We start from the raw sequence: 13,781 nt of genomic DNA on the forward strand, positions 1-13,781 counted from the left end.
CAGGCAATCTCTCGCAAGACGATGAGTGAAGGTCAGCCCGGGTTTGGCTGTCCGAGCTTCATCGGCGCAGTGAGAGGCAGCCTGGTGGTCGCGAGCGCGGAATGATCCAAAAAACACGACCTAGCGGCCCAGGCGGCGCCACAGCGGGCGGGGCACCAGCCGCATACCCGTGAACAGCGGCCGGAGCACGCGCGGGGCCCACACCGTGGTGGCGTTGCCGCGCAGACCCCGGGACACCGACTCGGCCACCTGTGCCGGGGTGGCGGGGAACGGCGCCGGATCCACGTGCCGCGACATCCGGGTGGCCACGTAGCCGGGCCGGACCACCAGGACCCGGGCGCCCGAGCCGTGCAGGGAGTCGGCCAGCCCCTGGGCGAACCCGTCGAGCCCGGCCTTGGCGGAGCCGTACACGAAGTTGGCCCGGCGCACCCGCACCCCGGCCACCGACGACAGCACCACCAGGGTCCCGTGGCCCTGCTCGCGCAGACGCGCGGCGACGGCCAGGTCCACGGACACGTGCCCGGTGTAGTTCACTGCGCCCGCGCGGGCGGCGGCGAGCGGGTCCGCCTCGTACGCCGTCTGGTCGCCCAGCACCCCGAAGGCGTCCACCACCACGTCCAGGTCACCCACCAGTTCCACTGCGGCGGCCACCGTGGCGGCGTGGGTGCCCGGGGCCTCGGCGTCGAACGCCAGGGAGTGCGCCGTGGCGCCCAGCGAACCGAACACCTCCGGCGGCTCGGCCACCCCGCCGCGCGCCGCCAGCACCACCTCGCGGGCGCCCTCGCGGACCAGCCGTTCCACGACGGCCAGGCCGATCTCGCTGCGGCCGCCGAGCAGCAGGACGGTTCGTACGCTTCCCAGCGAGTCACGCATGGGCGGGTCCTTCCGGGACGGGTGGCTACTTCGGGCGGAGGGTCAGACGAGTCGCAGGCGTCGGGCGAGGTCCGAAACGAGCACGCCGTCCGGGTCCACGCGGGCGCGGGTGGCCCGCCAGTCGGGCAGGCCGGGGTACATGGCGTGCACGGTCTCCGGCCGGGCCCGGCCGTCCTTGGCCAGGTACACGCGTCCGCCGGCCGCCAGGACGCGCTCGTCGAACCCGTCCAGGAGGCGCGCCAGCCCGGGGAGTTCGGCGGGCAGGTCCAGGGCCAGGGTCCAGCCGGGGCGCGGGAACGACAACGGCCCGGGGGTGGGCGCGCCCATCCGTTTGAGGACGGCCAGGAACGAGGGAGCGCCCACCCGGGACAGCCCCTCCGCCACGGCGCGCAGGGTGTCCTCCTCCCCGAAGGGCACGACGAACTGGTACTGGACGAACCCGCGCGGCCCGTACATCCGGTTCCAGCCCTCCACCGCGTCCAAGGGGTGGAAGAACCCGCCGAGCGGCTGGGCGCGGCCCCGTTCCCGCAGAGGCGCGGCGCGGTGGTAGGCGGCGTTGAAGGCGCCCACCGTCCACCGGTTGAGCAGCCTCGGCGGGGCCCAGGGCGGTGCCGCCAGCGGGGTCCCGAGCCGGTGCCGCAGGGGGTCGCGGCGCTGGGGCGCGGGCAGGTCGGCGCGGAGGGCGTGGTGGGCGCGGGTCAGCACGCCGCGCCCGAGGGAACCGCCCCGGGCCAGGAGGTCGACCCAGCACACCGTGTACCGGTACGCGTGGTCGGAGCGCGCCATGAGGTCCAGCGCGGAGTCGAGGTCCGGGGTGCGGTCGGTGTCCACCCGGGCGTAGGCGGTCTCCACCGGGTGCACGCCGAGGGTCGCCTCGGTGATCACCCCGGTCAGGCCCATCCCGCCGACGGTGGCCCAGAACAGGTCGGGGTCCGGCCCGTCGGGGCCGAGCCGGTGCGCCTCCCCCGTGGGGGTGAGCAGGGTCAGGGCGCGCACATGGGCGCCCAGGGAGGAGTCCGCGTGGTGGTTCTTGCCGTGCACGTCGGCGGCGATCGCTCCGCCGAGGGTGACGTGCCTGGTCCCGGGGGTGACGGGCACGAAGTACCCGCGGCGCAGCAGGTGCGCGATGATCCGTCCCAGGCTGGTCCCGGCGGGCGCGGTGAGCTCCCGCCTCTCGGTGTCCAGGCGTGGCGGCCCGGTCAGTTCGGAGCAGTCCAGCACGGTTCCGCCCGCGGCCTGGGCGGCGTCCCCGTAGGAACGGCCCAGCCCCCGGGCGAGGGCGCCGCGCGGCCCGGCCTCGGCGAGCATCCGGGCGGCCTGTTCGGCGGTGCGGGGGCGCACCACGTGCGCGGCGGTCGGGGCGGTGCGGCCCCAGCCGGTGAGGAGGGTCGGGCGGCTCACAGGTAGATCCCCAGTCCGACCAGGAGGGCGAGGGCGACGAGGGCGAGCTGGAGCGGGCGGTCCCGCAACGCGATCTCCTCGGGTTCCTCGCCCGCGCCCCGGTCCACGAGAAGGTTGTAGCGGAGCACGAACATGATGAACGGAACGATACTGGCGGCGTGGAACACGGACTGCGGTCCGCCACCCTGTTCCAGCGCCCAGAGGCAGTAGGTGACGATCATGGCACCGGAGGCCATGACGCGCATGTGGGACAGGTAGCCGGGCGTGTAGCCGAGCAGCGCCGTGCGCGTGGGGTGCGCGGTGGACCCGTCCCCCGGGACGGCGGTGACGCGCAGCTCCGCCTCGCGCTTGCCGACCACCACCAGCAGCGCGGCGAGCGCCACCACAATGACGAACCACGAGGTCAGCGGCACCCCGACCACGATCCCGCCCGCCATGGCCCGGAGCATGTGGCAGGAGGCGACCGCGACCAGGTCGCAGACGACGACGTCCTTGAGCCGGAGCGTGTAGGCCAGGGTGAGCAGGACGTACCCGACGAGCACCAGGGTGAGCCCCGCGTTCCCCAGGGCCAGCGAGGCCAGGGGCGCGGCGGTCACGAACAGCACCCCGACGGCCAGGGCGAGCGGGGCCGGGAGGTCCCCGGAGGCGACCGGCCGGTCCCGCTTGCGGGGGTGCTCGCGGTCGCGGGCCGCGTCCCGGACGTCGTTGAGCAGGTAGGTGCCGCTGGCGGCCAGGCAGAAGAGGGCGAAGGCGGCCGAGCAGAGCAGCAGGGTGCGGGGGTCACCGAGCGCTCCGGCGGTGGCGGGGGCGGCGAACACCAGCAGGTTCTTCAGCCACTGGCGGGGGCGGCAGGCCCGGACGAGGGCGCCGGTGCGGTGCATGCGCGCCCCCTCCTGGTGATCGCGAAGAGTGTGGCGGCCGGACCGCCCGTGAGGGGGGTGGGCGGTCCGGCCGGTGGTGCCTGCGGTACGGCCGCGGGGCGGCCGTCACGGTGCGGGGCCGTGGGCGCCGGGGTCAGGCGGCGCGGGGTCGGCGCCCGGGGGGTGGGCGCTCCCGTGGGGGTGTCAGCCGTGGTTCTCGGTGCGGCGGCCGGTGACCAGCAGGACGACCGCGATGCCGACGAACCCGGCGCCGAGCACCAGCGCGCCGATGGGCAGCGTGGTGTGCAGCATCGGCAGGACGGTGCGGGCCTGCTCGCTGTTCTCGATCGCGGCGGCGCGGGTGGCGTCGTCGAACCGGAGCTCACCGCTGAGCAGGGTGAGGACCTCCTCGCCGTCGACGACGACGACGCGGTGGTGCTCCTCGCTCATGTCGATGGGGGAACCGCTGACCGGCTCGATCCAGTAGGTCCGGACGATGGAGAAGGTCTCGTCTCCGACCACGTCACCGTCGCCCTCCAGCCCGGCGACCGAACGCGGGATCTCGCGCTCGTCGATGACGGTCGGCTCGACGGTCTGGACGAACTTGTAGGCCTCGACGCCGTCGACCTCCTCCACGCCCTCGAACTGCATGGGGACGACTTCCTGGACGGTGGTCTCGAAGAAGTCGTGGTCGCGCTGCTCGGTGAAGAAGGGGAACTTCCACCCCTGCCCGGACTGCTGGACGGCCTCGTCGTTGATCATGGCGTCGCAGCAGTCGACGAGTTCACCGGTGACGCGGTCGTGCCCGGCGCGGCGGTTCGTGGAGCTGATGCCGAAGTCGGTCTCGGCGTCCTTGATCCACGTGAACTGGTCCCACACCACCACGTCGTCGGTGCTGGAGGCCACGTCGGCCCGGATGGTCGAGTGCGCCTCCACGTCGGCGTCCTCGACGAGCTCGACGTCCTCGATGTTGAAGTAGGTGACCTCTCCGACGTTGACGGTGGGGTTGTAGTAGTCCAGTGGAGTCTTCATCAGGGAACTGGACATCCACGTGCGCATCATGGGTGCCAAGGCGAGACAGAAGACCCCCAGCGCGATGAGAACAACCGCAACGGTACGGCGCATGTGCCCTCCTGGGCGGATGAGAGTCAGAGCTGGAACTAGGTTCAGTTCCGGGTAGAGTACTGCCCAGTAGTGAACGACGTCACCTGGGCGTGTCTGAATTTTTATAACACGTTCTAGTAGAACGCGTTTCGGCTCCCTCCCGTTCTGGAAGGCCCCATGGCGCCCACTTCCTCCGCGCCCGAGGACCCCACCTCCGGCAGCGCCCGAACCACCACCGCCGACCCCGCGCTCCTGCTGCCGCAGGTGAGCGGTCGGCACCACGCCCTCGACGGGGTCCGCGGGCTGGCCTGCCTCATGGTGCTGGTGGTCCACGTGTCCACGGAGACCGGTGACGCCCTGGCCCCCGGACCCGTGGGGGCCCTCCTCAGCGCCTCGGCCATGGCGGTGCCGCTGTTCTTCGCTCTCTCCGGCGTGCTGCTGTACCGCCCCTGGGCCCGGGCCGCGCTGGACGGCACACGGGGGCCGAACACCCGCGCCTACCTGTGGCGACGTGTCATGCGCGTCTTCCCCGCCTACTGGGTGGTGGCCGCGGTCGCCCTCGTGCTGTACGCGGGCGACCACCTGACCTCGGTCCGGCACTGGGCCGAGGTGCTCACCCTCACCTTCCCCTTCAACACCAGCCCGCACTGGGCCGGTCCGGGACCCGAGGGCCTCGGCCAGATGTGGAGCCTGTCGGTCGAGGTGGCCTTCTACCTCACACTCCCGCTCTTCGCGGTCTTCCTCGGCCTGTGGGCCAGGGGCGGGGCGAGCGTGGACGCGCGCGGCCGCAGGCTCATCGGCGGACTGGTCGTGATCACGGTGCTGTCGTACCTGGCGCTGGTCCCGCAGTACTTCCCGGAGCCCCGCGAGCTCATGCACTCCTGGCTGCCGCGCTGTATGGGCATGTTCGCGGTCGGGATGGCGCTGGCCACCCTCTCCGAGTGGGCCTGGCGGGAGAGCGGCCCCGACGGCCCGGTCCGCCGGTTCTGCCGGACCGTCGGCACCTCGCCGGGGCTCTGCTGGGCGGTCGCCGCCACGTTCTACGTCCTGGAGGCCACCCCCGCCGCCGGGGGCCGGTTCTTCGAACCCGGCAACCTGTGGGTGTCGGTCGTCGAGTCGACCACCAGCATCGGCTTCGCGTTCTTCGTCGTCGCCCCGGTGGCCCTGGCCCCGCCCGCGCCCGAGGGCCCGCGCCGACGGCTGCGCGCGCTCGCCACGTGGACCGACGGGGCCTGGCTCGACGGATTGATGCGCCACCCCGTCATGGTGTTCTTCGCGCCGATCAGCTACGGGGTGTTCCTGTGGCAGTTCGTCGTCCTGTACCTGTGGCGCGACTTCACCGGGCAGGAGATCTTCACCGGGTCGTTCTGGCTGGACATCGTCCCGGTGCTGATCGGCAGCGTGCTGTTGGGCAAGCTCACCTACCACCTGGTCGAGGAACCCAGCCGACGCTGGTCACGGCGGTTCTTCACCGCGAGGCGCTGAGGGAGAGCGCTCAGCCCCCGTCCTCGGCGCCCTCCTCGGCCTCCGCGTCCTCCTCCGCCACCTGGCTGGCCGGGAACAGCTGACCGAGCGAGGCCCAGGTGACACAGGTCCTTCCGGCGTCGGTGAACAGCGTGAACGTGGTGTCCCGTTCGCTCACCGGCACGTACCAGAACCCGCCGTCGGGAGCGGCGGGGAGCTCGGTCTCCACCTCCTCCTCACCGACGACCACCACCAGGTCGGCGTCCTCCTGGGAGGTGTAGCCGATGGTCGCCACCTGCTCGATCCCGCCGACCTCCCACACGCTCCAGGACATCAGGCCGTCCCAGCTCGCCATGCACTCCTCGTCCTCCGAAGGGCGGAAGGCGTTGGCGCGCGCGGTCGGCGCGGCCTCCACCAGGTTCCCCTCGTCGTCGAAGACGTGGGCGCTGTCGGACTCCTCGGGCGCGTACATCCGGGCGGCCACCTCGCGGTCGGCCAGCGGGGAGAGCACGTAGGAGCTGAGCCTGCGCGGGCCGTTCCACTCCAGGACGATGTCGTCGGGGACGGCCCGGCTGTACAGGCCCGCGCCCCGGGGCACGTCCTCCAGGGAGGCCCGGACGTTGGCCAGGTACTCGCGCTGCCGGTCGCCGCTCAGCGTCCCGGCGTAGGTGTACGTGGAGTACGAGGCGGAGCCCGCGTAGACGAGGGTGACCGCGACCGCCGCCACCCACACGGTCCGCGAGGGCCCGGTCAGCTGGATCGGACGCCGCCGCCTCCGTTCCACCCACTCGCGGGCGCGCTCCTCCTTCGTCGCGAGGAAGGCCAGGGCCAGCACCAGGGCGAACACCAGGGCCGCGTCGGCCACGTAGCGCGGGTCCGACCCCACCTCACCGTAGACACCGCCCCGGGCGATGGCCGTGGGCACGGCGTCCACGAACACCAGGTACCCGGCCAGGATCGCCCAGGCCCGCCAGGACGTGCGCCGCACCCACAGGCTCACCAGCACGATCACCGCGAACACGGCCCACGCGCCGACCAGGACCGGGCCGAGCGGATCCACCAGCCCGCCCGCCGGGGTGACCGGTCCCCACTCGAAGGGGCCGCCCAGGGCCCCGGTCGGGAAGACCTCGCCCAGCATCCGCCGCACCAGCTGCGCCACCACCTCGGACTCGGGTACCGAGGCGCCCTCGCCGCTCGTGGAGGCCCGCTGCCGCGCCAGGTACAGGACGAGGTAGGCCGCGCTGATCCCCGCCATCGCCGACCAGTGCCCGCGGTGGCGCCGGAAGGCGTGGCGCACGGACTCCAGGAGGTTCCCCGGGTACAGGAAGGCCACCGCGACCACGAACACCAGCGAGGGCAGGAAGAGCGCCTTGACCGAGAACAGCATCCCGAACACCACGGCGCCCACGGCCCACCAGGAGAACAGGACGTTTCCGGTGCGCAGGTAGCGCACGGTCCACAGGAGCGCCAACACGATCGCCAACTGGAAGGGCACCGCGTTGAGCGCCGCCGACCACCAGCCCAGCACGGGCACGGTCAACGGCGCCAGCGCGTACACCGTCAGCGGGACCAGCAGCGCCCACCGGCGGCCGAAGAGCTCCCACAGCAGACGGAGGAAGGCCAGGACCGCCACCGCCTGGAGCACCAGCATCGTGCCCGCCGCCGACGCCCAGTGGAACGGACCGAAGGCGGTCTGGACGTACACCAGGAACAGGGCCCCCGGCATGAAGTGGCCCTTGTGCAGCTCCAGCAGGTACTCGGGAGACAGGTCCTGCGCGTGCGCGGCGGCGAAGAACAGGAAGTCGTCCTCCACGAAGTACGACTCGCTGAGGACGTACGCCTTCAGGACCAGTGACGCCAGGACGACCAGCAGCCCGACCTGGAGGATCCGGTCGCGCCGCAGCCCCCGCAACCCGGCCAGGCTCTCGCCCAGCACGTCACCGTACGTGGGGTCCTCGTCGGGCGGTTCCTCCGCCCTGCGTACGCTGGGGGCCGCGCCGCGCTCCGTGGGGGAATCAGGCGACATGGGTACTCTCCCCGCCCTAGGTTGGCCATCCCGGAAAATGGGTGCCAGAATACAACACGTTCCACTTTCTTCCCTGACCGTTGTCGCAGGTCCTGATGGACCGCGAACCCAGAACAGGAACAAGCTCCAGTTCCTGGGTGGTCACCAGTGCCGTGGAGGTGATGCCGGTGGGGCTCGAACAGGTCCGCCGTGACTGGACCCGACTGGGTTCCACCGAGCCGCTGTGGGCGGTCTGCGTCGACCCGGACAAGCGCGACGGCGGGTGGGACGACGACGAGTTCCTCGCCTCGGGCCGCGCGGAGATCGACCCGGCGGTCCGTCGTCTCGACGAGCTCGGGCTCGCGCCCGAACGCGACCGCGTCCTCGACTTCGGCTGTGGCGCCGGGCGGCTCTCCAACGCACTGGCCGCGCACTTCCGCCAGGTCGTCGGCGTGGACATCTCCGCGCCCATGCTCGACGAGGCACGCCGCCTGGACCGCTCCGGGGGCCGGATCGAGTTCGTGCTGAACGAGCGGCCTGACCTCTCCCAGTTCGGGGACGACTCCTTCGACCTGGTGTACACGGACCTCGTCCTCCAGCACCTGCCCACCGACCTGGCGGAGGGCTATCTCCGTGAGTTCGCCCGAGTGGTGCGCCCCGGCGGGGCCCTGGTGGTCGGCGTCCCCGAGTCCGAGCGGCGGACCTTCAAGGGTCTGGTGTTCCGGTACGCGCCCTGGCCCCTGGTGGCCCTGGCCCAGCGGGTGATCCTGCGCTACCCGGCTCCCATGAGGATGCACACCCTGCGCACCGAGCGGATCTCCGAGCTCCTCCCCCACCGGATCGCCGCCTCCGACGAGTACTGGGGCGGGGACCACTGGCGCCACCTGCGCCACTACATCGAGGTCGGGGCATGACCTCCGCGCCGTTCCGCGCCACCCTGGCCCGCTCCGTCCGGCTGTTCTCCGCGTTCCGCAAGGAGCAGAGCGATCCGGCGTTCTTCTACGGGATGCTGGCCCGGGACACCGTCGACCAGCTCCGCTCCTACACGCCCCTCGACGACAGGCTGGTCGTCGACGTGGGCGGCGGACCGGGCTACTTCGCCGACGCGCTGCGCGCCGAGGGGGCCCGCTGCCTGTGCGTGGACTCGGACGCGCACGAGATGACCCTGCACGGGCGCGAGGCCGACGCCAACGCCGTGCAGGGCAGCGCGCTCGACCTGCCCCTGCGCACGGGCACCGTGGACGTGTGCTTCTCCTCCAACGTGCTGGAGCACGTGCCCGACCGGACGCGGATGGCCGACGAGATGGTGCGGGTGACCCGGCCCGGCGGCCTGGTGTTCCTCTCGTACACGCTCTGGCTGTCGCCCTGGGGAGGGCACGAGACCTCACCCTGGCACTACCTTGGCGGCGCGTACGCGGCCGAGCGGTTCACGCGGAGGAACGGACGGCGGCCGAAGAACGACTTCGGGCGCACCATGTACGCGGCGCACGCCAAGGAGATGATCCGCTGGGTCCGGGGCCGCACCGACGTGGACGTCGTGGACCTGCGGCCGCGCTACCTGCCCACGTGGACGAGGCCGATCGTGCACGTGCCGTTGCTGCGCGAGGTCGTCACCTGGAACCTGCTGATCGTCCTGCGCAGGCGGTGACCGGTCTTCTCGCGGTACCCAGCAGGGCCGCCCACTCCGTGCGCGGGAAGGCCAGGCCCCCGAGCCACGGGTTCTGGGTGTCGCGGACGAGAGCACGGGTGCGCAGGACCGCGACCTCGACGCACTCCTTCGCGGTGGTGCTGTACGTGGACTTGCGGAAGACGGGATCGTCAACGGCAAGACGCATGGCGGGGCCTTTCGATGGGGGAAGGTACTCGGGACTCACGCGCACTCCTGCCCGTGATCACGCTCCGAAATCAGAGGCGAACGTCCTGAATGCCTGGCCAGCTACGGCCATTACCCCCGAAAGCAGGTCAGACCCCATAAAGCACCCAGAACCCCCACCCCGATAACACTCACCCAGGGTGACCAGACACCGGAAGTCAGCTTCGTGCTCTCGCTCAGCGAGAGCATCCAGGGCCCATCGACCTCAGGCTGCCCGCCCCACCGTGCGTCTGGCGACTGACCGGCGTCATCCCCGCTGACCGGCGCGGGGGCCGGGCACCACCCGTCCCTCACTCCGGTCCAGCTGCGCGAGCGCCCGGCGCGGGGACCGCGCGTGCCTGCGCATCCCGGCGAAGGGGCACTCCTCGCGCTCCATCTCGATGGTGAAGTCCCTCGACGTACTGAGCCGGTCCAGTTCCTCCCAGGCCACCGGGGTCGCCACCGGGGCTCCCGGCTTGGGCCGGACCGCGTAGGGCACCACCGCGAGCTGCCCGGTCCCGTTGCGCAGGTAGTCCACGAACATCCGGCCGTGCCGGGCCGCCTTGCGCACCCGGGTGGTCCACTCGTCCGGAGCACGCGCAGCCACCCGGTCCGCGACCGCCTTGGCCAGCCTCCGGACCTCCATGTCGTCCACCTCGGGCCGCAGCGGCGAGTGGACGTGCAGCCCCCGGGAGCCCGTGGTCATCACGTAGGCGGCCAGGCCGAGGTCGGACAGCACCTCGCGCACGTTCCACGCGGCGTCACGGCAGGAGTCGAAGGAGTCCTCCGAACCGTCCAGGGGGTCGAGGTCGATGACCATCCGGTCGGGCACCCCCAGCCGAGGGGTGCGTGAGGACCACGAGTGCAGGGTGATGGCGTCCTGGTCCGCGCACCACACGAGGGTGGCCGCCTCGTGGCACTCCATCATCCGCCCGGAGGCGGTCCAGAGGGTGCGGACCCACTTGGGGTGGGCGGGGTGCTGCACGAGGAAGCCCGGGGACTCGATCCCCTCGACGTACCGTTCCAACGCCACGGGGCGGCCCTTGACCAAGGGCAGCATGAGCGGTGCGATCCGCGCGTAGTAGTCGGCCAGGTCGGCCTTGGTCGCCCCGCCGGGCCCGAAGAGCGACTTGTCGGAGTGGCGGACCTCCACCTTGCGTCGTCCCGCGCGCACCGTCGTTCGCATGAACGCTCCTCAGGGTCGTCGTTCGCGGGATCTACCCGAACACTTCCCCTGAAAACCACACCAAACGTTTCACATAGCGCAAACCACCTGCGCGTTCCCGCGTTCCGGGCCCGGAGAAACGACCCGCTGGCGAACGCTCCCGACCCCGCCACGAGATCACCACAGACGAACGCCCCGACGCTCTCTCCGTCCAGGTCAGTGTCGAGAGGATCTGTCGCTGTACGTCTCCTCCCCCTGCATCTGGCCCGAGGGAGACCGCTGCGATGGAACAACTGACACACCTGGCTCGCCTGTTGGGGCCGATTCCGGCCAGATCGCGAGGGCCTTGCTTCTGAACGTGCACGCGAACAAGCACTTTCTGTAGCATCGCGACATCCTTCCCTTTCCCGATTGGAGTGAATCGTGTCCGAAGAGGCCGGAGTCAACCCGATCGAGGCGATGAGCGAGGCCGAACAGGCCGAGGCGCTCGCCGAGGCAATGGTGTTCCTCGGAAGGGACCTGGAACTCATCACCTCGGACCTACGATCCGCCGTGTCCGAACACGTGTCCTCCGCCATCGGCGACTACGAGGAAGAGACGGTCCTCCACTTGGGCCAGGTCGCCCAGAACGGCATCAATCTGGCCCAGAACGTACAAGGCGCCGACCTCGCGATCGCGGACACCGACCACGAGAACGCCGAGGAGTTCCAAGAGGGTTTGGAAGCCCTCGACATCCAGATCAACTTCTAGCTCGCGAGCCCCTGACTAGCGCCAGGCCCCTACCTGAGCCCCGGAGACAGACACAGCCATGACCGATTTCGCCGACCTGCACCTCGGACTACCCAGCGACATCGAAGCCGAGATCGGCGACATCGAATCGGGTGCCGATGATCTCGTTCAACTCCGCCAGACCATGCTCGGCGATGCCGAGACCACCGACACCCAGTTCCGCACCGCGTCGGGGGAGTTCACTGACCTCATCGCCTGGAACATCGTCACGGCTTCCTCCACCGAACTGATGGCTTGGGAAGAGGCCACCAAGGCCCTGACCTACGGGGCGGGGACCCTGCGCCTGTGGGCGAGCGACATCGGGACCTACCGCGCCGAACGAGCCAGCATCCAGCGACGATGGGATGAGGCCAAAGCCGACGCGGAGTCGGCCGTGTCGAATATCAGTTCCAAACCCAACATGCATGGCTCCCTGTCCTCCGCGCCCGTCAAGGCAGACAAGATCGAGGAACTGGAGACTCTGCGCATCGAACTGCTCTCCGAGCACTCGGGGCGCTGGGAGACCCTGATGGAGCAAGCCGACCAGACCAAGAAGGACCTGCGCGACGGCCCCGGTGAAGCCACCCTGGAACGACTCATCGAAGCCGGCCTACTCACCGGAGCACAACTGACCTACCTCGGAGACGCCGTCCCGAGCATGGTCCCCGACGAGCTGACCGGAGACGAACCCCCCGCAGTCGTCAACCAGTGGTGGACCTCCATGACGGAGGAGGAACAACGGGAGGCCATGGAGGACCACCCCGAACTCCTTCGCGACCTCGACGGTATCCCCGCCAGCGTGCGCGACGAGCTCAACCGCGAACACCTCGACAACGAGATCGAACGTCTCGAAGAGGACCTTGAGGAAGCACGGGAGGAGCACAGGAGCAACCCGGGCCCCGGCAATTCCTTCACCCGGTTGGAGACCAGCGAGACCATCAGTGAACTCACACAGGACATCTCCACCCTTCGAGGACTGCGCAACAACGTGGAAGGCAAGGACCTGGATGGCGATCCGGAGGCACACCACGAGCACAGGTTCCTCCTGTCCCTCGACACCGAAGAGTTGGGACGCGCGATCGTCGCCCAAGGAAACCCCGACACTGCAGACAACGTCGGTACGCTGGTCCCCGGTACCAACGCCGATTGGCGCAGCGTCAACGGGCAGTTCGAGAACGCGAGCGAGATAGCGGTGCAAGCGCATAACGCGAACAAGGATTCGAAACACTCCGTCATCACCTGGATCGGCTACGACGCTCCCCAAGGCCCAAAGGCGGCCGCAGAAAGAGAGCATGCCGAGAACGCGGTCGACGATCTCGGTGCCTTCCAGGACGGTCTACGCGCCACTCACCAGAACACTTCCCCTTCGCACAACACGGTCATCGGGCACAGCTACGGATCCACCGTGGTCGGTCACACGGCTTGGAGCGAGCAGGGACTGAACGCGGACGAGATCGTCCTCGTCGGAAGCCCTGGAAGCGGAACCACCCATGCCGACCATCTGGGTCTGCCCTCGGAGAACGTGCACACCACCACCGCCAAGAACGACCGGATCACTTGGGTGACCGGCTTCACGCATGGCCCCGACCCTACGGAAGACGGCTTCGGAGCCAACGGTTTCCCTTCAGCCAAAGGTTCGAAGTGGGGGAAGATCCCCTTCGGGGACGCGCACTCGGAGTACTTCGACGAAAGTTCTCTATCCGCTCGGTGGATTGGCAGGATCGTCGCACAGCAACCGAGCATGAACTAGGAATCCCTTATGCGCGTATCCATCGAAGGACCGTGGCGGGTGGCGCTCGCCGCCGCCCTGGCCGTGATCGCCGCCGGTTGCACCCCCAGCACGAGCATCACCCGCGACGAGGCCGAGGAACGACTCGAAGAACACGCGACCGCCGCCGCGGACGCCCTCCCCGACGAGCTCGAACTCGACCCCTCCAACAAGCTCAGCGCACCAACCTGCGGGTCCTCCGAGGACCGTATCCGCCTCTCGAGGTCCTACTGGCTGGATGCCCTCCCGGAGGAGGACAACGACACCAACGTCGACACCCTCGTCCAACACTGGCAGGACAACGGCTACGAGATCACCGCAGACGAACGCCCCGATGAACTCTTCGTCTCCGTCACCGACACCGAAGACGACTTCGGACTCTACGTCCAGGTCAGTGTCGAGGGGTATCTGTCGATGACCGTCTCCTCCCCCTGCATCTGGCCCGAGGGCAGCCGCTGGGGTTGAGGGAAAAGCCGACGCCCGGTCGGAGTCTCCTCCGGCCGGGCGTCGGCTTGGACACG

Annotated in this window: 13 protein-coding genes; 6 read left to right on the plus strand and 7 right to left on the minus strand. The window is 70.2% G+C overall.

Annotated features, from left to right (window positions below; genetic code table 11):
- Positions 1 to 120 precede the first annotated feature (120 nt).
- From AC0VYL_RS22480 to pgfA, 4 genes are all read right to left on the minus strand, one after another.
- Positions 121 to 873, minus strand: a complete 753-nt coding sequence (locus AC0VYL_RS22480) for an SDR family NAD(P)-dependent oxidoreductase (protein ID WP_475455700.1) — start codon at positions 871 to 873, stop codon at positions 121 to 123.
- Between the two features lie 42 nt (positions 874 to 915).
- Positions 916 to 2,274, minus strand: a complete 1,359-nt coding sequence (locus AC0VYL_RS22485) for an FAD-binding oxidoreductase (RefSeq protein WP_475481418.1) — start codon at positions 2,272 to 2,274, stop codon at positions 916 to 918.
- A complete protein-coding gene (locus tag AC0VYL_RS22490) occupies positions 2,271 to 3,155 on the minus strand; it encodes a decaprenyl-phosphate phosphoribosyltransferase (protein ID WP_475455704.1) in 885 nt (294 codons plus the stop codon). The genes AC0VYL_RS22485 and AC0VYL_RS22490 overlap by 4 nt, the downstream gene beginning before the upstream one ends.
- Positions 3,156 to 3,338: 183 nt before the next feature.
- Positions 3,339 to 4,259 carry a cell envelope lipid trafficking protein PgfA gene (pgfA, locus tag AC0VYL_RS22495; protein WP_475455706.1) on the minus strand — a complete coding sequence of 307 codons (921 nt, stop codon included), beginning with the start codon at positions 4,257 to 4,259 and terminating at the stop codon, positions 3,339 to 3,341.
- Positions 4,260 to 4,415: 156 nt separating this feature from the next.
- On the opposite strand from pgfA, the gene AC0VYL_RS22500 reads away from it, so the two are divergent.
- On the plus strand, positions 4,416 to 5,723 hold the full coding sequence (locus tag AC0VYL_RS22500) for an acyltransferase family protein (protein WP_475481419.1): 1,308 nt from the start codon (positions 4,416 to 4,418) through the stop codon (positions 5,721 to 5,723).
- A gap of 10 nt (positions 5,724 to 5,733) precedes the next feature.
- On the opposite strand, the gene AC0VYL_RS22505 is transcribed toward AC0VYL_RS22500, so the two are convergent.
- Positions 5,734 to 7,728: a hypothetical protein gene (locus AC0VYL_RS22505; protein WP_475481420.1), complete on the minus strand. Its 1,995-nt coding sequence runs from the start codon at positions 7,726 to 7,728 to the stop codon at positions 5,734 to 5,736.
- A gap of 137 nt (positions 7,729 to 7,865) precedes the next feature.
- Between AC0VYL_RS22505 and AC0VYL_RS22510 the strand changes: the two genes are divergently transcribed.
- Together AC0VYL_RS22510 and AC0VYL_RS22515 are read left to right on the plus strand one after the other, a co-directional pair.
- Positions 7,866 to 8,621: a class I SAM-dependent methyltransferase gene (locus tag AC0VYL_RS22510; RefSeq protein ID WP_475455712.1), complete on the plus strand. Its 756-nt coding sequence runs from the start codon at positions 7,866 to 7,868 to the stop codon at positions 8,619 to 8,621.
- A complete protein-coding gene (locus AC0VYL_RS22515) occupies positions 8,618 to 9,355 on the plus strand; it encodes a class I SAM-dependent methyltransferase (RefSeq protein WP_475481421.1) in 738 nt (245 codons plus the stop codon). The genes AC0VYL_RS22510 and AC0VYL_RS22515 overlap by 4 nt, the downstream gene beginning before the upstream one ends.
- Here the strand turns inward: AC0VYL_RS22515 and AC0VYL_RS22520 are convergent.
- Positions 9,318 to 9,542, minus strand: a complete 225-nt coding sequence (locus AC0VYL_RS22520; protein WP_475481422.1) for a DUF397 domain-containing protein — start codon at positions 9,540 to 9,542, stop codon at positions 9,318 to 9,320. The genes AC0VYL_RS22515 and AC0VYL_RS22520 overlap by 38 nt on opposite strands.
- Before the next feature lie 285 nt (positions 9,543 to 9,827).
- Complete coding sequence (gene ligD, locus AC0VYL_RS22525; protein WP_475481423.1) at positions 9,828 to 10,745, minus strand: non-homologous end-joining DNA ligase; 918 nt, start codon at positions 10,743 to 10,745, stop codon at positions 9,828 to 9,830.
- Between the two features lie 402 nt (positions 10,746 to 11,147).
- Between ligD and AC0VYL_RS22530 the strand changes: the two genes are divergently transcribed.
- Genes AC0VYL_RS22530 through AC0VYL_RS22540 form a run of 3 tightly spaced genes read left to right on the plus strand, consistent with a single transcriptional unit; the run spans position 11,148 to position 13,725 of the window.
- A complete protein-coding gene (locus AC0VYL_RS22530; RefSeq protein WP_475455722.1) occupies positions 11,148 to 11,474 on the plus strand; it encodes a hypothetical protein in 327 nt (108 codons plus the stop codon).
- Positions 11,475 to 11,532: 58 nt separating this feature from the next.
- Complete coding sequence (locus tag AC0VYL_RS22535; RefSeq protein ID WP_475481424.1) at positions 11,533 to 13,242, plus strand: alpha/beta hydrolase; 1,710 nt, start codon at positions 11,533 to 11,535, stop codon at positions 13,240 to 13,242.
- A 9-nt stretch (positions 13,243 to 13,251) separates the two neighbouring features.
- Entirely contained in the window at positions 13,252 to 13,725 is a 474-nt protein-coding gene (locus AC0VYL_RS22540; RefSeq protein ID WP_475481425.1) for a hypothetical protein, read from the plus strand.
- Positions 13,726 to 13,781 lie beyond the last annotated feature (56 nt).

This window comes from Nocardiopsis sp. iso_238, assembly GCF_056173325.1.